This is a genomic window from Vibrio sp. Of14-4 (assembly GCF_022347625.1).
GTDB classification, from domain to species: domain Bacteria; phylum Pseudomonadota; class Gammaproteobacteria; order Enterobacterales; family Vibrionaceae; genus Vibrio; species Vibrio pristinus.
In genome coordinates this window covers 81,021-98,935 of the sequence record NZ_JAKRGI010000011.1, presented here as the reverse complement: position 1 = coordinate 98,935, position 17,915 = coordinate 81,021, and the positions used below count along the sequence as shown (strand labels likewise).

General features: G+C 44.4%; 18 protein-coding genes. 12 read left to right on the top strand and 6 right to left on the bottom strand.

The genetic code is table 11. The features are described from left to right. The first annotated feature begins 368 nt into the window (after window positions 1-368). The 8 genes from sdhC (at window position 369) to sucD (ending at window position 9,987) form a co-directional block, all read left to right on the top strand. On the top strand, window positions 369-761 hold the full coding sequence (sdhC, locus tag MHN79_RS12635; protein WP_152431009.1) for a succinate dehydrogenase cytochrome b556 subunit: 393 nt from the start codon (window positions 369-371) through the stop codon (window positions 759-761). After that, on the top strand, window positions 755-1,099 hold the full coding sequence (gene sdhD, locus MHN79_RS12630; RefSeq protein ID WP_114786635.1) for a succinate dehydrogenase, hydrophobic membrane anchor protein: 345 nt from the start codon (window positions 755-757) through the stop codon (window positions 1,097-1,099). The genes sdhC and sdhD overlap by 7 nt, the downstream gene beginning before the upstream one ends. Continuing rightward, on the top strand, window positions 1,100-2,866 hold the full coding sequence (sdhA, locus tag MHN79_RS12625) for a succinate dehydrogenase flavoprotein subunit (protein ID WP_114786636.1): 1,767 nt from the start codon (window positions 1,100-1,102) through the stop codon (window positions 2,864-2,866). 14 nt (window positions 2,867-2,880) lie between these two features. Further along, window positions 2,881-3,591, top strand: coding sequence for a succinate dehydrogenase iron-sulfur subunit (locus MHN79_RS12620; RefSeq protein ID WP_160929717.1), 711 nt, complete (start codon window positions 2,881-2,883; stop codon window positions 3,589-3,591). 93 nt (window positions 3,592-3,684) lie between these two features. Beyond that, complete coding sequence (gene sucA / locus MHN79_RS12615; protein ID WP_239173175.1) at window positions 3,685-6,510, top strand: 2-oxoglutarate dehydrogenase E1 component; 2,826 nt, start codon at window positions 3,685-3,687, stop codon at window positions 6,508-6,510. Window positions 6,511-6,538: 28 nt separating this feature from the next. Continuing rightward, on the top strand, window positions 6,539-7,747 hold the full coding sequence (gene odhB, locus MHN79_RS12610) for a 2-oxoglutarate dehydrogenase complex dihydrolipoyllysine-residue succinyltransferase (protein ID WP_160929721.1): 1,209 nt from the start codon (window positions 6,539-6,541) through the stop codon (window positions 7,745-7,747). A gap of 201 nt (window positions 7,748-7,948) precedes the next feature. Beyond that, window positions 7,949-9,115 carry an ADP-forming succinate--CoA ligase subunit beta gene (gene sucC / locus MHN79_RS12605; RefSeq protein WP_114786640.1) on the top strand — a complete coding sequence of 389 codons (1,167 nt, stop codon included), beginning with the start codon at window positions 7,949-7,951 and terminating at the stop codon, window positions 9,113-9,115. After that, a complete protein-coding gene (gene sucD / locus MHN79_RS12600) occupies window positions 9,115-9,987 on the top strand; it encodes a succinate--CoA ligase subunit alpha (RefSeq protein ID WP_239173174.1) in 873 nt (290 codons plus the stop codon). The genes sucC and sucD overlap by 1 nt, the downstream gene beginning before the upstream one ends. Before the next feature lie 74 nt (window positions 9,988-10,061). On the opposite strand, the gene MHN79_RS12595 is transcribed toward sucD, so the two are convergent. Beyond that, the gene (locus tag MHN79_RS12595) at window positions 10,062-10,349 is read right to left on the bottom strand and encodes a hypothetical protein (protein ID WP_239173173.1); all 288 of its coding nucleotides are present in this window, start codon (window positions 10,347-10,349) and stop codon (window positions 10,062-10,064) included. Window positions 10,350-10,881: 532 nt separating this feature from the next. Between MHN79_RS12595 and MHN79_RS12590 the strand changes: the two genes are divergently transcribed. Continuing rightward, window positions 10,882-11,385: a GNAT family N-acetyltransferase gene (locus MHN79_RS12590; protein ID WP_239173172.1), complete on the top strand. Its 504-nt coding sequence runs from the start codon at window positions 10,882-10,884 to the stop codon at window positions 11,383-11,385. On the opposite strand, the gene MHN79_RS12585 is transcribed toward MHN79_RS12590, so the two are convergent. Continuing rightward, window positions 11,345-11,644 (bottom strand): DUF3301 domain-containing protein, encoded by a 300-nt coding sequence (locus MHN79_RS12585; RefSeq protein ID WP_239173171.1) that lies wholly within the window; start codon window positions 11,642-11,644, stop codon window positions 11,345-11,347. The two genes, MHN79_RS12590 and MHN79_RS12585, sit on opposite strands and share 41 nt — an antisense overlap. 3 nt (window positions 11,645-11,647) lie before the next feature. Then, complete coding sequence (locus tag MHN79_RS12580; RefSeq protein ID WP_239173170.1) at window positions 11,648-12,685, bottom strand: DUF3549 family protein; 1,038 nt, start codon at window positions 12,683-12,685, stop codon at window positions 11,648-11,650. A gap of 76 nt (window positions 12,686-12,761) precedes the next feature. Between MHN79_RS12580 and MHN79_RS12575 the strand changes: the two genes are divergently transcribed. Next, window positions 12,762-13,076 (top strand): YqcC family protein, encoded by a 315-nt coding sequence (locus MHN79_RS12575; RefSeq protein ID WP_239173169.1) that lies wholly within the window; start codon window positions 12,762-12,764, stop codon window positions 13,074-13,076. Then, the gene (gene truC / locus MHN79_RS12570; protein WP_239173168.1) at window positions 13,076-13,792 is read left to right on the top strand and encodes a tRNA pseudouridine(65) synthase TruC; all 717 of its coding nucleotides are present in this window, start codon (window positions 13,076-13,078) and stop codon (window positions 13,790-13,792) included. The genes MHN79_RS12575 and truC overlap by 1 nt, the downstream gene beginning before the upstream one ends. Window positions 13,793-13,842: 50 nt before the next feature. Here truC and dxs read toward each other — a convergent pair whose 3' ends face one another. The 3 genes from dxs to xseB are packed head-to-tail and all read right to left on the bottom strand — an operon-like array spanning window position 13,843 to window position 16,879. After that, window positions 13,843-15,708 carry a 1-deoxy-D-xylulose-5-phosphate synthase gene (gene dxs / locus MHN79_RS12565; RefSeq protein WP_239173167.1) on the bottom strand — a complete coding sequence of 622 codons (1,866 nt, stop codon included), beginning with the start codon at window positions 15,706-15,708 and terminating at the stop codon, window positions 13,843-13,845. A 17-nt stretch (window positions 15,709-15,725) separates the two neighbouring features. Continuing rightward, the gene (gene ispA, locus MHN79_RS12560) at window positions 15,726-16,610 is read right to left on the bottom strand and encodes a (2E,6E)-farnesyl diphosphate synthase (protein ID WP_239173166.1); all 885 of its coding nucleotides are present in this window, start codon (window positions 16,608-16,610) and stop codon (window positions 15,726-15,728) included. Between the two features lie 23 nt (window positions 16,611-16,633). Next, window positions 16,634-16,879: an exodeoxyribonuclease VII small subunit gene (gene xseB, locus MHN79_RS12555; protein WP_114786650.1), complete on the bottom strand. Its 246-nt coding sequence runs from the start codon at window positions 16,877-16,879 to the stop codon at window positions 16,634-16,636. 266 nt (window positions 16,880-17,145) lie between these two features. On the opposite strand from xseB, the gene pomA reads away from it, so the two are divergent. Continuing rightward, window positions 17,146-17,910: a flagellar motor protein PomA gene (pomA, locus tag MHN79_RS12550; RefSeq protein ID WP_152430997.1), complete on the top strand. Its 765-nt coding sequence runs from the start codon at window positions 17,146-17,148 to the stop codon at window positions 17,908-17,910. The last annotated feature ends 5 nt before the right edge of the window (window positions 17,911-17,915 follow it).

The following is a 17,915-nucleotide window of genomic DNA, read 5'->3' as shown; positions in this document are numbered from 1 at the left end:
CCGTCCAGGATGTTTGTGTAACATTTTTGTACGTGTGTTCGTTATCAAAGTCAATTATTCTGCTCCGACTTGTGCACTTGTTATGATTTTTTATACGTATAAGGTTAAAAATCTGTTCTATGTAGCAAAAATTGTTACATCAATTGTGCTAAAATATGGTCAGCCGTATATTGGCGCCGTAAATTTTGACTGAAACCTTATAAAATGAAGGTTTGGAGCATATGTGAGGTGATGTTTCAACCCTTGGTGTTAAAATTTTATGCAACTTCATTACGTTTTTTTGACGTGTTAGCTGTTGAATAAATGTTAACTTTTATAGGTTTGCTGTCAGATTTCGTTCATAACTATAAATGCTTCAGTGGAGCTGAGTGAGCAAGCCCGTGAAAGAAAGAAAGTCAAGACCTGTTAATTTAGATTTACAGACGATAAACTTTCCGATCACTGCAATCGCATCCATTTTACACCGAGTTTCGGGAGTAATTACGTTTGTCGCGATCGGGATACTTCTTTGGTTACTATCCATTTCCCTGTCTTCCCCAATAGGTTATGCACAAGCTGTCGATATTGTCGACGGTTTCATTGTGAAATTTATTTTATGGGGTATTTTGACAGCTTTGTCCTACCATATAGCAGGTGGTATTCGTCATTTGCTAATGGATTTAGGTCATTTTGAAGAGCTGGAATCTGGTGCGATGAGTGCAAAGGTTGCATTTGCAGCAACAGTCGTTCTGTCAGTACTGGCGGGGATTTTAGTATGGTAAAACACATTTCATCTTTTGGTCGCAACGGTGTGCATGACTTTTTGCTAATCCGTGCATCGGCGATCATTATGACCCTTTACACGATATATTTAGTAAGCTTCTGTGCTTTCGCGGATATTTCTTACGTATCATGGACACAGTTCTTTGGTGGCACTTTCACAAAAGTATTTACTATGCTTGCTTTGGTATCAGTGCTTATCCACGCATGGATAGGTCTATGGCAAGTTCTTACAGACTACATTAAGTGCACCAAATTACGCGGTTTCCTTCAGTTGGGTGTAATCGCAGTGTTGTTTGGCTACTTTTTTTCTGGTCTCTTTATTTTGTGGGGTGCGTAAGTGTCTATTCCAGTTCGTGAATTTGATGCCGTAGTAATCGGCGCTGGTGGTGCAGGCATGCGTGCAGCACTACAAATCTCAGAGCAAGGCCTAACCTGTGCTTTGCTGTCAAAAGTTTTTCCGACTCGTTCACATACTGTTTCTGCTCAAGGTGGTATCACAGTAGCCCTTGGTAACTCGCACAAGGACGATTGGCAGTGGCACATGTACGATACTGTCAAAGGTTCAGATTATATCGGCGACCAAGATGCTATCGAATACATGTGTAAAAATGGGCCTGATTCTGTTATTGAACTAGAAAAAATGGGTCTGCCATTTTCTCGCTTTGATAATGGAACCATTTATCAGCGTCCTTTTGGCGGCCAGTCGAAAGAATTCGGCGGAGAGCAAGCTGCTAGAACAGCAGCAGCTGCTGACCGAACAGGTCATGCTCTTCTCCATACCCTTTATCAGCAGAATGTTAAGTACAAAACCACCATATTTTCTGAGTGGTACGCGTTAGATTTGGTGAAAAACCAAGATGGCGCTGTAATGGGTTGTACTGCTATCTGTATGGAAAGCGGTGAAATATGCTACTTCAAGTCTAAAGCAACGGTATTAGCGACAGGTGGAGCGGGTCGAATTTATTCATCGACAACGAATGCTCACATCAACACTGGTGATGGTGTAGGCATGGCATTACGCGCTGGCGTTCCTATGCAAGACATGGAAATGTGGCAGTTCCACCCAACTGGTATAGCTGGAGCGGGCGTACTCGTGACAGAAGGCTGTCGTGGAGAAGGTGGTTATCTTCTAAACAAAGATGGCGAGCGATTCATGGAACGCTATGCTCCTAATGCTAAGGATCTTGCTGGTCGAGACGTTGTTGCTCGTTCAATGATGATAGAAATTCGCGAAGGTCGCGGATGCGATGGTCCTTGGGGACCGCATATCAAGCTTAAGCTTGACCATCTCGGTAAAGATGTCCTTGAGTCTCGTCTACCGGGTATTTGTGAACTTTCAAGAACTTTTGCTCACGTCGATCCAGTTAAAGAGCCAATTCCAGTAATCCCAACCTGTCACTACATGATGGGTGGCGTTCCAACTCAGGTTTCTGGACAGGCAATTAAACAAACCGCTGATGGCAGTGATGTTGAAGTTCAAGGCTTGTATGCTTGTGGTGAAATTGCCTCTGTTTCTGTGCACGGTGCTAACCGCTTAGGTGGTAACTCTCTGCTTGACTTAGTCGTATTTGGCCGAGCAACGGGCCTTCACTTAGGTGAGACTTTGGCTGCGCAGGCAGAAGCTCGTCCTGCTACTGAATCTGATATTGAAGCATCACTTGCTCGAACTATGCGATGGGAAAATAGCACCGGCGGGGAAGACCCTGTTCAGATTCGTAAAGATCTACAAACGTGTATGCAAAATAGCTTCTCAGTGTTCCGTGAAGGTGACGCAATGGCGACAGGTTTGGAAGAACTTAAAGTTATTCGTGAACGTCTCAAAGATGCCCATCTTGCCGACAAGTCATCAGAATTCAACACTCAACGTATTGAATGTTTGGAATTAGATAACTTGATGGAAACGGCATTTTCAACCGCGGTTGCTGCAAATTACCGCACTGAGAGTCGTGGAGCGCATGCGCGTTTCGACTATCCTGAGCGCGATGATGAAAACTGGTTGTGTCATTCAATTTACAATCCGGAAACGGAAGCAATGGCAAAACGCGATGTTAATATGACACCAGTTCATCGTGACGCATTTCCGCCTAAAGTTCGTACATACTAGGGGAGGATTGAATTATGAAACTGAACTTCTCTTTGTATCGCTACAATCCAGATGTAGACAAAAAGCCTTACATGAAGGATTACGTTCTTGAGGTCGATGAAGGCTCTGACATGATGGTGTTAGACGCGTTAATACTGCTGAAAGAGCAAGATCCGACTATCGCTTTTCGACGCTCATGTCGAGAAGGGGTTTGTGGCTCCGATGGTTTGAATATGAACGGCAAAAATGGTCTTGCATGTATCACCCCTTTGTCCGCTTTAAAAGGACGAAAATTAGTGATTCGTCCATTGCCTGGACTGCCTGTGGTACGTGACTTAATCGTTGATATGACCCAGTTCTATGATAATTACGCTAAGGTAAAACCTTTCTTGATTGACGATGATGCTCTGCCACCGTCTCGTGAAAACCTGCAGTCTCCGGACGACAGGGCTCATTTAGACGGCTTGTACGAGTGTATCATGTGTGCGTGCTGTACCACGTCATGCCCGTCATTCTGGTGGAACCCGGACAAATTCATTGGACCTGCTGGGCTATTAGCCGCTTACCGTTGGTTAATTGATAGCCGTGATACTGCAACTGATGAACGCTTGTCAAATCTTGACGATGCATTTAGCGTTTTCCGTTGTCATAGCATTATGAATTGTGTAAGTGTTTGTCCTAAAGGACTCAACCCGACGAAAGCCATTGGTCATATTAAGACCATGCTGGTAAACCGCTCGGTGTAAATTGATAAAAAATTGCCAGCTACTTTGGTAGCTGGCTTTCTATAGCTCGGCATAGACCGAAGCAAACGTGAAAACTACTGGTTAAGGGAAAATATGCACAACGGCGTGATGAAGGCATGGCTCGAGTCTTCACACTTGGCTGGCGCCAATGCAACTTATGTAGAAGATCTCTACGAACTGTATCTAAGTGATCCCGACCTGGTAAGTGAGGAGTGGAAACGTGTATTTGAAGGTTTGCCCAAGCCTTCAGAAGAGGTGAAAGAACAGCCTCATTCACGTATCCGTGATTACTTCCGGCGTCTCGCTCAAGAAACAAAGCATTACAATGTCCAAGTTAGTGACCCAGATGTCGACGCAAAACAAGTAAAAGTTCTCCAGCTGATTAATGCCTACCGCTTTCGCGGTCATGAAGCAGCGAAACTTGATCCTCTCGGTTTATGGCAACGCCCTACGGTGGTGGAGCTAGACCCCACATTCCACAATCTCACCGAAGAAGACTTTGAAGAGTCGTTCAATGTTGGCTCCTTTGCAATTGGTCAAGAAACTATGTTGCTTAAGGATATCCACTCAGCCTTGAACAAAATTTATTGTGGTTCTGTTGGTGCAGAATATATGCACATGACAAACACTGAGCAAAAGCGCTGGATTCAACAGCGACTCGAGTCAGTCGTTGGTCAACCGTCATTCTCGAAACAAGAGAAGCAGGAGTTCTTAGAAGAGCTGACTGCAGCGGAAGGACTGGAACGCTATCTGGGGGCCAAGTTCCCAGGAGCTAAACGCTTTTCTCTCGAAGGTGGTGACGCCCTCATCCCTATGATGAAGGAACTCATTAGGCATGCTGGTAAAAATGGCATGCGTGAGGTTGTCGTGGGGATGGCGCACCGTGGCCGATTGAATATGTTGGTCAATGTGCTCGGTAAAAAGCCTCAAGATCTGTTCGACGAGTTTGCTGGCAAGCATGATGAAACTTGGGGCACGGGTGACGTTAAATATCACCAAGGTTTTTCCGCTGATTTCTCAACGCCAGGTGGCGATGTTCACCTAGTACTAGCATTCAACCCTTCCCACTTAGAAATTGTTAACCCAGTGGTTATAGGGTCTGTTCGTGCGCGTCAGGATCGTTTAGGTGACACTGAGGGAAGCACAGTACTTCCGATTACTATTCATGGTGATTCGGCGATTGCGGGACAGGGTGTTGTTGCTGAGACTTTCAACATGTCTCAGTCTCGAGGTTACCGTGTTGGTGGTACTGTACGTATTGTTGTGAACAATCAAGTCGGCTTCACAACGTCCAATCCAAATGATACCCGTTCGACAATGTACTGTACGGATATCGCCAAGATGGTTCAGGCGCCGATTTTCCATGTTAATGCAGATGACCCCGAAGCGGTCGCGTTTGTCACACGTATTGCCTTAGATTATCGAAACGAGTTTAAACGAGATGTTGTAATTGATTTGGTATGTTATCGCCGACATGGTCACAATGAAGCCGATGAGCCAAATGCAACTCAGCCTTTGATGTACCAAAAGATCAAAAAGCACCCTACACCCCGTAAGTTGTATGCTGATGTTTTGATTGAACGCGGTGAGTTCGGTATTGATACTGCAACTCAGCTGGTTAATGAGTACCGTGATGCGCTTGACCGTGGTGAAGTCGTTGTAAAAGAATGGCGACCTATGGCACTGCATTCTGTCGATTGGTCCCCATATATTGGGCACGATTGGGATGTTGCGTGGGATAGTACCTACAGCAAGGAGCGTCTTGTTGAATTAGGGCAACGCATTTGCCAGTACCCAGATAGCCACAGGCTACAAAGCCGAGTCAATAAGCTCTACAACGACCGTATGTCAATGATGAGCGGCGAAAAAGCACTAGATTGGGGGATGGCAGAAACCTTAGCATATGCAACCTTGGTTGACGATGGTAAGCGTATCCGTATTTCTGGTCAGGACTCTGGGCGTGGTACCTTCTTCCACCGCCACTCAGTGCTCCACAATCAGACCGATGCAAGTACTTTCATACCTCTCGCAAATGTACATGATAAGCAAGGTCCGTTCGAAGTCTACGACTCTGTTTTATCAGAAGAAGCTGTTCTCGCATTTGAGTATGGTTACGCTACGGCAGAGCCGGGTGGTCTTACTATTTGGGAAGCTCAATTTGGTGACTTTGCTAATGGAGCCCAAGTCGTTATAGACCAATTCATTTCGTCAGGTGAGCAGAAGTGGGCACGTTTATGTGGCTTAACTATGTTGCTTCCTCATGGTTATGAAGGGCAAGGTCCTGAGCACTCATCAGCTCGCTTAGAACGTTACTTGCAGTTGTGCGCAGAACAAAACATGCAGGTTGTTGTTCCCTCAACGCCAGCTCAGGTTTATCACATGATTAGACGTCAAGTGGTAAGGCCAATGCGCAGACCTCTTATAGTTATGTCACCTAAATCACTGTTGAGACACCCTCTGTGTACATCGACTCTCGACGAGTTAGCCGAAGGCACTTTCCAACCCGCCATTGCTGAAATTGACAAGTTAGATCCTAGCAAAGTAGAGCGAGTGGTCTTTTGTTCAGGCAAAGTTTACTTTGACTTGCTAGAACAGCGTCGCAGCAATGAGCAGGAAGATGTTGCCATCGTGCGTATTGAGCAGCTTTACCCCTTCCCACTGGAAGAAGTCAAAGCGGCGATCGAACAGTACACAAATGTGAAAGATTACGTTTGGTGTCAGGAAGAGCCTCAAAACCAGGGCGCTTGGTATAGTAGTCAGCATAACTTCCGCATGGCAATTCCTGCCGGAGCGGATCTCAAGTACGCAGGTAGAGCAGCGTCTGCTTCGCCAGCAGTTGGCTACATGTCGGTACATTTAAAACAGCAGAAAGCGCTAGTTGAAGATGCGCTTACCGTTAATACAACAACTTCGAACTAAGAACTAGAAGTGAAAGGAAGAAACAGATATGACAATTGAAATTCTGGTTCCAGATTTACCTGAATCTGTTGCAGATGCGACAGTCGCAACATGGCACAAAAAACCAGGTGACGCAGTGGAGCGTGACGAAGTACTGGTTGATATTGAAACCGACAAAGTAGTCTTGGAAGTACCAGCACCTGAAGCAGGTGTTCTTGAAGCGATAATTGAAGAAGAGGGAGCGACGGTTCTTTCCAAGCAACTTATTGCTAAGCTCAACCCAGGTGCCGTTGCTGGCGAGCCAACACCAGATAAAACGGAGGCTGCTGAAGCCTCTCCTGATAAGCGTCACACTGCCTCCCTTACTGAAGAGACGAGCGACGCTCTAAGCCCAGCAGTGCGCCGTCTATTAGCTGAGCACAGCTTAGACGCAGGCCAAGTAAAGGGCACAGGTGTGGGTGGTCGTATTACTCGTGAAGACATTGAGGCTCATCTAGCCAATGCTAAATCTGCCCCTGCAACAGCTGCATCACCAAGTGTTGATGCTCCAGCGGCAGCTCGTAGTCAGAAGCGCGTGCCTATGACACGTTTGCGTAAGACAGTGGCTAATCGTCTGCTTGAAGCGAAAAACAGCACTGCTATGTTGACGACGTTTAATGAAGTCAACATGAAGCCGATTATGGATCTTCGTAAGCAATACAAAGATCAGTTCGAAGAGCGTCATGGTATTCGTCTCGGTTTCATGTCTTTCTATGTTAAAGCGGTTACTGAAGCCCTAAAACGTTTCCCAGAGGTTAATGCGTCGATAGATGGTGACGATATTGTTTATCATAACTATTTCGACATCAGCATGGCAGTTTCTACACCGCGCGGTTTGGTGACTCCTGTGCTTAAAGACTGTGACACGTTAGGTTTTGCTGAGATTGAAAAAGGCATAAAAGAGCTAGCTATCAAAGGTCGAGACGGAAAACTTACTGTTGATGAATTAATGGGCGGTAACTTCACAATCACGAACGGTGGTGTGTTTGGTTCATTAATGTCTACCCCTATCATCAATCCACCTCAGTCTGCAATTCTTGGTATGCACAAAATCCAAGATCGTCCTATGGCTGTGGATGGAAAGGTTGAAATCTTGCCTATGATGTACCTTGCCCTTTCTTACGATCACCGTCTAATTGATGGTCGAGAGTCAGTGGGTTTCTTGGTAACGATCAAAGAGCTCCTTGAAGATCCTGCACGTCTACTTCTTGACGTATAGTTAACTCTTACCGCTGATTGAATGTTTTAATTCAGTGGTAATGGTTTTTAAAAGGCGGAACAGGTTCAGCGTTCCGCCTTCATTTGAATCGTTACATTGTTAGCGGTTTACTTGATAAGACCCTACAGACGTTTGTGTCAACAGATGTAAACGTCATGGACATAATAAACCCCTCCAAGGGAAAACAAGCGGAATAACAAAATGAATTTGCATGAATATCAAGCCAAACAGCTGTTTGCAGAATTCGGTTTGCCTGTGCCTGAAGGCTATGCGTGTGACACTCCTCAGCAAGCTTTCGAAGCGGCGGGAAGAATAAACACAGAGAAGAAAGTCGTTAAATGTCAGGTACACGCAGGTGGACGTGGTAAAGCTGGTGGTGTTGAATTACATGACACAAAAGATGGCGTTAAGGAGTTTGCGCAGAAGTGGTTAGGCCAAAACTTAGTCACTTATCAAACAGATGCTAACGGTCAGCCAGTGACCAAGATACTTGTTGAAGAAGCGTCAAATATTGCTAATGAGCTGTACTTAGGCGCAGTTGTTGACCGTGCAACTCGTAAGATTGTATTTATGGCTTCAACGGAAGGTGGTGTCGAGATCGAAAAAGTAGCGGAAGAAACGCCAGAGCTTATTCATAAAGCAGCCATCGACCCACTTGTTGGCCCTCAGGCATACCAAGGCCGCGAACTAGCATTCAAACTAGGTCTATCAGGTGATCAGATCAAGCAGTTTGTTAAGATCTTTATGGGACTGGGCACTATGTTTGCACAGTACGATCTTGCTTTGCTTGAGATAAACCCTTTAGTTGTAACAGGCGAAGGTAACCTACTTTGTCTAGACGGCAAGATCAACATCGATTCTAATGCTCTTTACCGTCAGCCTAAATTGCGTGAAATGCACGATCCTTCACAAGAGGATGAGCGCGAAGCACACGCTGCTCAGTGGGAACTGAATTACGTAGCACTAGACGGTAATGTTGGTTGTATGGTGAATGGTGCTGGTCTTGCTATGGGTACCATGGATATTGTAAATCTACACGGCGGTAAACCAGCCAACTTCCTTGACGTAGGTGGCGGCGCAACCAAAGAGCGCGTAGCAGAAGCATTCAAGATCATCCTTTCTGATGACAATGTAAAAGCAGTACTAGTTAACATCTTTGGTGGCATCGTTCGTTGTGACATGATCGCTGAAGGTATTATCGGTGCAGTTAAAGAGGTAGGCGTAAGCGTACCTGTCGTTGTTCGTCTAGAAGGTACTAACGCTGACCTAGGTCGCGAAGTTCTTGCTAATTCTGATGTTGATATCATTGCAGCTGAGTCGCTAACTGACGCAGCTAAGAAAGTTGTTGCTGCTGCGGAGGGCAAATAATGTCTGTACTAATTAATAAAGACACCAAAGTAATCTGTCAGGGTTTCACTGGTGGCCAAGGTACTTTCCACTCTGAGCAAGCTATCGCATACGGTACACAGATGGTTGGTGGTGTTTCTCCGGGTAAAGGTGGTCAAACTCACCTAGGTCTCCCCGTATTCAACACAGTACGTGAAGCCGTAGAAGCGACTGGCGCAACAGCGACAGTTATCTACGTACCAGCACCTTTCTGTAAAGATGCAATCCTGGAAGCGATTGATGCGGGTATCGAGCTTATCGTAACCATCACCGAAGGTATCCCTACTACAGATATGATCGAGGTGAAAGTAAAGTTAGAAGAAACTGGCGTTCGCATGATCGGTCCTAACTGTCCAGGTCTAATCACTCCAGATGAATGTAAGATTGGTATTATGCCTGGTCATATCCATAAAAAAGGTAAAGTAGGTATCGTGTCTCGCTCTGGTACACTTACATACGAAGCCGTTAAGCAGACAACAGATGAAGGTTTCGGTCAGTCGACTTGTGTTGGTATTGGTGGAGACCCAATTCCAGGTTCAAACTTCATTGATATCCTTAAGCTGTTCCAAGAAGACCCTGAAACTGAAGCGATCGTAATGATTGGTGAAATTGGTGGTACTGCTGAGGAAGAAGCAGCTGCATTTATCAAAGAGAACGTCACTAAGCCAGTTGTTTCTTACATTGCTGGTGTTACGGCTCCTCCAGGTAAGCGCATGGGCCACGCTGGTGCGATCATCTCTGGTGGTAAAGGTACAGCGGAAGATAAGTTTGCAGCTCTAGAAGCAGCAGGCGTTAAGACGGTTAAGTCTCTAGCTGATATCGGTAAAGGTCTACGTGAAGTAACTGGCTGGTAATCTACTTTCTTAAAGTACCGTGTAAGGCTTGGCATATTGCTGAGCCTTTTTTATATCGATATTGAACCTAAAAGCTAACCTTGAGAAAGTTTCTTTTCTAGTTTATCGAGTCTCATCGTTAGGTCTGTGATTTGTTTTTCTAACTTAGCGATTTTTTCATCGCTGTTAACCTCTTTCGCTGAAACTTCCACCTTTGGGACATGCTTTGAATGCTTCCAGTCTTTTATCACTTTTATTAAAGCAGGGATAGGAACAGATGTATTCAAACGAGCTCTGACAAGTGCCACCGTCGGATCTTTTCCTTCTGACTGGATTTGCTGTATAACTTCAGTTAACTCATGGCTAACATCCTGAGTAAGCATAGGTTCTCCTCGCTCTTGGTGTGTCTTAATAATACTTAAACTCATCCCCTAATGCGAATAGAAAACACTTACCTCTCTTGTAAGAGATCTCTTATAGTCCTCGTGAGATAAAATTTAGTTTTATCAGTAGTAGGGGGTGTTGTTGTTTTTAAGTGTATGATTATTAGTGGTTTTTGTTTTTTATTTGCTGGGGGCTTTTCGTAGTAAAGTGATTTCTTACATTGTTTATATTACGGAATCTTATATAGTGTGTCTGTCGCTAGGGCACTGATACTAAAATAAAAAATGAAAGCTCACCAGCATTCAGCACAGTGTATCTTGGTGACTAGGCAGTAAAACTAGGCAAACAGCCAATTAGATGTAATGCATCAAGGATGTATTGGCTTAGTCATGATTTAAACTAACAACGTCAAAAAGTAATAACTTACAACAATAAATATCTTAGTTGGTATGACTTTCGGCCTTATTTCTCTTCTCGAGAAATTAAAGTGCCCCCTGCAATGCAGGGGGCACGCTGTCAATAGGTGGGGCCATGATTATTGCAACTCGTCGAACTTTACTTATTCCCTATACTGAATCTCTACAATCAGAGTTTTTAATGCTGAGTTACTGTGTCAGGCATTCTAATAAACGAGAAGCTTTACATACTGTATCTTCTGCTAAACGCCTATTCCAACGTATTCTTTATGACCCGAGTATATACTCCCTTGCTGTTCTTGATAACCACTCACGAGACTATATCGGTCATGTATTTATTCATGATTTAGATAGACAGCCAGAATTAGGCTTTATGTTTGATAAAGCCTATTGGGGAAAAGGGGTAGCAAGTGAAGTGATCGGAGCTTTCTTACCCAAAGCCTTAACGGATTTAAAACTGCCGCAAGTGAGCGCCAAAGTAGATAGTTGTCATATCCCCTCAATCCGAGTTTTGGAGAAGCTAGGCTTTGAACAACAAGGCAATATTTATTCTGACGTATTGCACTTCCGTTATGTATTCACATTCGATGAGGAGGAACTTTCACTTGTATCAAGCTAAAGCCACGCATTATCAATTGTCCTTGATAGCAGTCATCACCAAGTGAAGAAAATTCAAATTGATAAATAGAATGCCAATACCAGCGGCCATCAGGCATTCTAGCACTGTGTTTCTTTAGCGCGATATTCAGTAGCTGCAAATCAAGTTGCTTACATTTCTTAGCTGCAATTACTTTAGCTAATTCAGCTTGCCGCCTCTGTTGCCAGAAAACAAAAGCGATAACAAATAGGGCCAATATGGCAAATAGATTCCCTATCATTAACTAGCCTTTTGTTGCTTGTTGGAGCTGAGCTAGCGCATTTGCCAGCTCTGGAGATGGTGTTGAGTGCAGCAGGGGCAGTAATACCATTCTCAGCTCAGGTAACATAACTAGGTCAGCAAATAACTGATTAAATAATGCTTGATTACCCGTTTGTGCCAACCTGAGTAAAAATTGTTCCGCCAAGTCATGGCTTGTCAATATGTGCCAGCAACGTCCCGCGATTCCAATGAGCACTTCTTGGTGACTTAAACGCGCCGATGAAAGGACTTCCTGAACCACTGGGTATAAATACTGGTCATCTGCACCTGAGAGTGCACGGGTCAACGCACCAATCAGGAAAATGTCTGGGCACTGTTGATTGATTTTCTCGAAGGCAAATTCTTTTAGCCGATCTGCTAGTTTATTTGGTAGGTAGGAGTGCTCAAGAGCGCCAAGTAGAGCGTATAAAGGTTCGTTTGGTACTTGCTTGATTGCTTTGCGTACATGCACACCGTTCTGTTCTTCGCTTAGGCGCGCACAAATATCAGTGACACCTTGTAACCCAACAGTTTGCCACTTGTCCCATCCAAGTTCTCCTGAGAAGTAGCACTGTGCATGTTCATAATATTGACTGCAAGGCAAAGATAGCAAAGCTCGAATCTGGCTATGGAATACAGCCATTTTGTCTTCTGCAGGCTTGAAGGTATAGGGATTATTGGCCAACTTTTGCTGTTGTTCTTGCGTCATCTCTTTATTGATACGAGTACCCATGGCTTCGATGACGTATTTAAGAAAATTTCCCACATCTGCTTGCTTGAGGAGTCCTCGCTCATCTAATTCAAACTTTAAGAACCAGATCCATGGTTGTTTGCTTTCATTCCAGTAACAAATTGCGAGATGAGCTTTGCGTTGTAACGGGTAAGGGTAGGGCTGAAGGCCATGCTCGACATCTGAAAAAGTCTTATTATCAATGTGTTTTATACGACGCCCAAGGTCGTATACCTGATATTGGCAATCGCTTTGGATCAGAAGTTGGCTGAGTGTATGAATCGTGGCCATTGATTAATAATCCTAACTAAATTTCTTATATAGATGGTATTCTTGAGCTTAATTTCAAGGTTTACACATATGTTTTATGGCAAATAATCAGCAAATGAAGGTGTTTTTGGAGCAACTTACCGAACAAATGAGGGTCTTGCAGTTATGGCAGTCTATAAGACCGGATGAACACCTGTTAGAGAGCAATCAGCCATTTGCGGTCGATACGTTACAGCCACATGAATGGCTGCAGTGGATCTTTATACCCAAGATGGCCGATTTAATAGAAAGAGAAATGCCCTTACCTACAGGCTTTTGCTTAACACCCTATTTTGAAGAGAGCTGGAAGAGTAACCATGAGTACCATGAGTTAATTGATTTAATTAGAGCCATTGATGAGGAGTGTGCTTGATGTTAGAGGTTGTCTTTCACGATGAGTATTTTGTTGCAGTTAACAAGCCAGCGGGGATGCTTGTTCACCGTAGTTGGCTTGATAAGCATGAAACTCAGTTTGTTATGCAAACTTTGCGTGACCAAATCGGGCAGCATGTTTTTCCGCTCCATCGTCTCGACAGGCCAACATCAGGGGTATTAATTTTTGCATTATCGAGTGAGGTTGCCTCCCAAGTTATGCCTATGTTTGCTAACCATGAAATGAATAAAACTTATCATGCGATTGTTCGCGGTTGGATAGAAGAGTCTGGGCGTTTAGATTACGACTTGAAGGTTGAATTGGATAAGATAGCGGATAAACATGCTGAACAAGAAAAAGAACCCCAGCAAGCGATTACCGACTATCGACCTATTGAAAAAATAGAGATTCCTTTTTCTACAGGTAAGTTTCCAACCACTCGATACTGTTTGATGGAATTACACCCCCTAACAGGGAGAAAACATCAACTCAGAAGGCATATGGCCCATCTCCGTCACCCTATTGTGGGAGACACTACTCACGGGGATGGTAAACACAACAAACTATTTAGAGAGGTATACGACTCTCATCGATTGCTTCTTCATGCATCACAATTAGAATTCATTCACCCATATTCCAAGGAATACATTTCTATTCATGCAAAAGTCGATCAAACTTGGCTGAGAATATATGAAGAGTTTGGCTGGAAGATTTAAAAAGTAGGCTGAAAGCCCTCCTTCTTGAGGGCTTCAAGATTGTTCGAACCTTATTTGGCCAAATAGGCTTGTATTGATTCTTCAATGCCTTTTGCGTCTAACCCTAGCTCGGCATGTAGCTCCTGTTGAGTTCCCTGTGCTATAAACTTATCTGGCAAACCTAAATTCAGAACTGGTTTTATAAGCTTTTCTTGCATCATAAACTCGACAATACCAGCACCAGCGCCGCCTGCAATGGCATTTTCTTCTATTGTGACAATCACATCATGTTCATCAACCAGCTTTCTTACCAGAACGTCATCTAAAGGTTTAACGAAGCGCATATCAGCTAGCGTAGCGCCAAGGTTTTCAGCGGCATGTCGAGCGTTATCCAAGAAAGTACCGAAGTTGAGGATAGCAACTTTTTTACCCTCGTGAATTACGCGACCTTTACCTAGCGGTATAGCAGTGAATTCTTGATCAATTTCTGCTCCAACACCTGCTCCTCTAGGGTATCGCACAGCACTTGGGCCTTGGTGTTTATGCCCCGTATAGAGCATTTGGCGGCATTCATTTTCGTCACTTGGTGTCATGATGACCATGTTGGGGATACAGCGCATAAAGCTTAAATCGAAAGCCCCTTGGTGTGTTTGACCATCAGCACCGACTAAGCCAGCTCTATCAATAGCGAACATGACAGGTAGGTTCATAATAGCAACGTCATGTATGAGTTGATCATAGCCACGTTGTAAGAATGTTGAATATATCGCGACTATCGGATGGTTGCCACCAATCGCCATACCGGCGGCTAGAGTAACGGCATGCTGCTCTGCAATCGCAACATCAAAGTATTGCTCTGGAAACTCTTTTGAAAAACGCACCATCCCCGAACCTTCTCTCATCGCAGGGGTAATCGCCATTAATTTGGGATCTTGAGCTGCCATATCACACAAGAAGTCGCCGAAAATGTTTGAAAAAGTTGGCTGACTTCCTTTAGCCTTGGGCAGAGAAGTATGGTTTGGGTCAAACTTAGGGACAGCATGATATCCAATTGGATCTTTTTCAGCTTGCTCGTAGCCTTTTCCTTTCTTGGTCATGATATGCAAGAATTGTGGTCCTTTCAGCTCGCGCATATTGCTTAGTGTTTTGACCAACTCGCAGACATCATGTCCATCGACAGGACCAATGTAGTTAAAGCCGAGCTCTTCAAATAGAGTGCCAGGTACCACCATGCCTTTAAGATGCTCTTCCGTTCTTCGAACTAGCTCTTTGATAGGCGGGACACCCGAAAGGACTTTTTTTCCTCCTTCGCGTATGGAGGTGTATAAGCTACCAGATAATACTTGAGCCAAATGGTTATTGAGCGCACCAACATTTTCTGATATCGACATTTCATTATCGTTGAGAACGACCAGCATATCTGAATGTACGTCACCAGCATGATTCATGGCTTCAAAAGCCATGCCTGCTGTAATAGCACCATCACCAATCACACTGACAACCTTGCGGTTTTTATCCTCTTTTTCGGCGCAAATTGCCATGCCTAATGCGGCGCTAATCGAGGTAGAAGAGTGACCAACAGACAAGGTGTCGTATTCACTTTCTTCTCGCCAAGGGAAGGGGTGTAATCCTCCTTTTTGGCGAATGCTTGGCAGTTTATCTCTGCGGCCAGTGAGAATTTTATGTGGGTAGGCTTGATGCCCGACATCCCATACTAGTTGGTCAAATGGGGTATTATAGACATAATGCAGTGCTACGGTTAGCTCTACGGTTCCTAGACCAGATGCAAGGTGGCCGCTTGATTGGCTAACAGAATTTAGTAAGTAGGTACGCAATTCATCACATAGCTTAGGCAGCGCTTCTTTTGGAAGGCTACGTAATTCATCCGGTGTGTTGGCTAATGCCAGTGTTGGATATTTAGAAATATCAAGAGTCATATATAGGCGCTTATTGTTTAGTTCTTGCGCTCGATGACATATCGGGCGAACTCTTCGAGTAACCTAGTATTGTATGGTATTGTTTCCAATGCTTGAAGGGCTTCTTTTAAAAGAGTGTGAGCTTTGTTAACTGCACCATCTAAACCCAGAAGTGCAGGGTAGGTACTCTTTTCCAACGCTTGGTCAGAACCTTGAGGTTTGCCGAGCGTTTTGGTGTCACTGGTGATGTCTAAAATATCGTCTTGAACCTGAAAGGCAAGGCCAATGGAATTCGCGTATTTATCTAACTGAGGTAAAACCGCCTCGCCTTTAGAGCCAGCTGACAGAGCGCCCAAACGTACCGCACATTTTAATAGTGCACCCGTCTTATTGCGGTGAATGGTCTCCAGCTCTTCCAATGAAATATGGCGCCCTTCAGCAGCCAAATCCAGTGCTTGACCTAAACACATGCCATTTGCACCTGAAGCTTCGGCTAACGCTTTGATCATTTTGATGCGGTTTGGTTCTGCTTGTTCGCTTAAATGTCCATCGGCAAGAATGGTGAATGCCAAAGTTTGTAGAGCATCGCCCGTTAAAATTGCAGTCGATTCATCAAACTTGATGTGGCAGGTTGGTTGTCCTCGCCTCAGTTCGTCGTTATCCATAGCGGGTAAGTCATCATGGATCAGTGAATAGGCGTGTATGCATTCAACGGCACACGCAGGAGCATCGAGTTCATCAAGTTGGCATCCAAGCATTTGGCCAGTAATGTAAACCAAAAATGGCCGAGCACGTTTACCACCGAGCAGTAAACCATAATGCATGGCTTCTATCAGCGGTTGCCCTGAATGAGGACATTGACCAAGCCAATGTTCTAATTGTTGATTGTTTCTTTTTTGTAAAGAGGTTAACGCCTCATGCATAAGAGCAACTCTTCTTCTGGTGATTATTCTGACTGGGGTGATTTGAACTCCGTAAGAGGAGCACTATCATCATTATTTAGTAAAATACTCACTCTTTGTTCAGCGTCATTCAACTTGGCTTGCCCTTCACGAGCAAGAGTCACGCCGCGTTCAAACTTTTTCAGAGCATCTTCAAGGGCTAGGTCGCCTTTTTCAAGGTGTTCGACAATCAAATCTAACTCCTCAATTGCCGCTTCAAAGGACATGTTTTCTGGTTTCTTGCTCGCCATAGCATTATCTACATTTTGGAAGATGCACGAAAGTTACATTAGGAGGTGGTCATGGTCAAATTTAACCACGGAAAATTGATCGAAAAAGCGAATGTGGGTGTCTATTATTGTGGTTATAAGACTGCATCCTGAGAGATGTGCTGTTTACTATGCGGTGATAAGATCTATAGTTGTGTGAGAGCAGTACCAATAAAAGACTAAAGATCTGAAGGTGTTGCCGATATAATTTATCAGAGGCTTATAAAAGATAGCATGAGGAGTGCTTTGTGGATTTAGCAACACTGCTAGGACTCATTGGAGGCTTTGCCTTTGTCATCATGGCGATGATATTAGGTGGAAGCATCATGATGTTCGTTGATGTTACCTCGATTCTTATCGTAGTGGGTGGTTCGACATTCGTTGTGCTAATGAAATTTACTATGGGGCAGTTTTTTGGAGCAGGCAAAATTGCTGGTAAGGCTTTCATGTTCAAGGCCGATGAGCCTGAAGACCTAATCGCTAAAGTGGTCGAAATGGCTGATGCGGCGCGTAAAGGCGGTTTTCTGGCACTAGAAGAGATGGAAATTACCAACAACTTCATGCAAAAAGGAATAGACCTGCTAGTTGATGGCCATGACGCTGATGTGGTGCGCGCTGCCTTGCAAAAAGATATTGTCCTGACTGATGAGCGACATGAATTCGGTACCAGCGTATTTAGAGCCTTTGGAGACGTAGCTCCAGCGATGGGCATGATTGGTACTTTGGTTGGTTTGGTTGCCATGCTCTCAAACATGGATGATCCTAAAGCGATCGGTCCCGCAATGGCTGTAGCACTATTGACGACGCTCTATGGAGCGATACTCTCCAACATGGTCTTTTTCCCAATTGCCGATAAACTCTCACTGCGTAGGGAACAAGAAAAGCTTAACCGCCGCTTGATTATGGATGGCGTGCTAGCGATTCAAGATGGACAAAACCCTCGAGTTATTGATGGGTATCTAAAAAATTACCTGAACGAAGGTAAGCGTGTTCTCGATGTAGATTCAGAGTAAGGAAA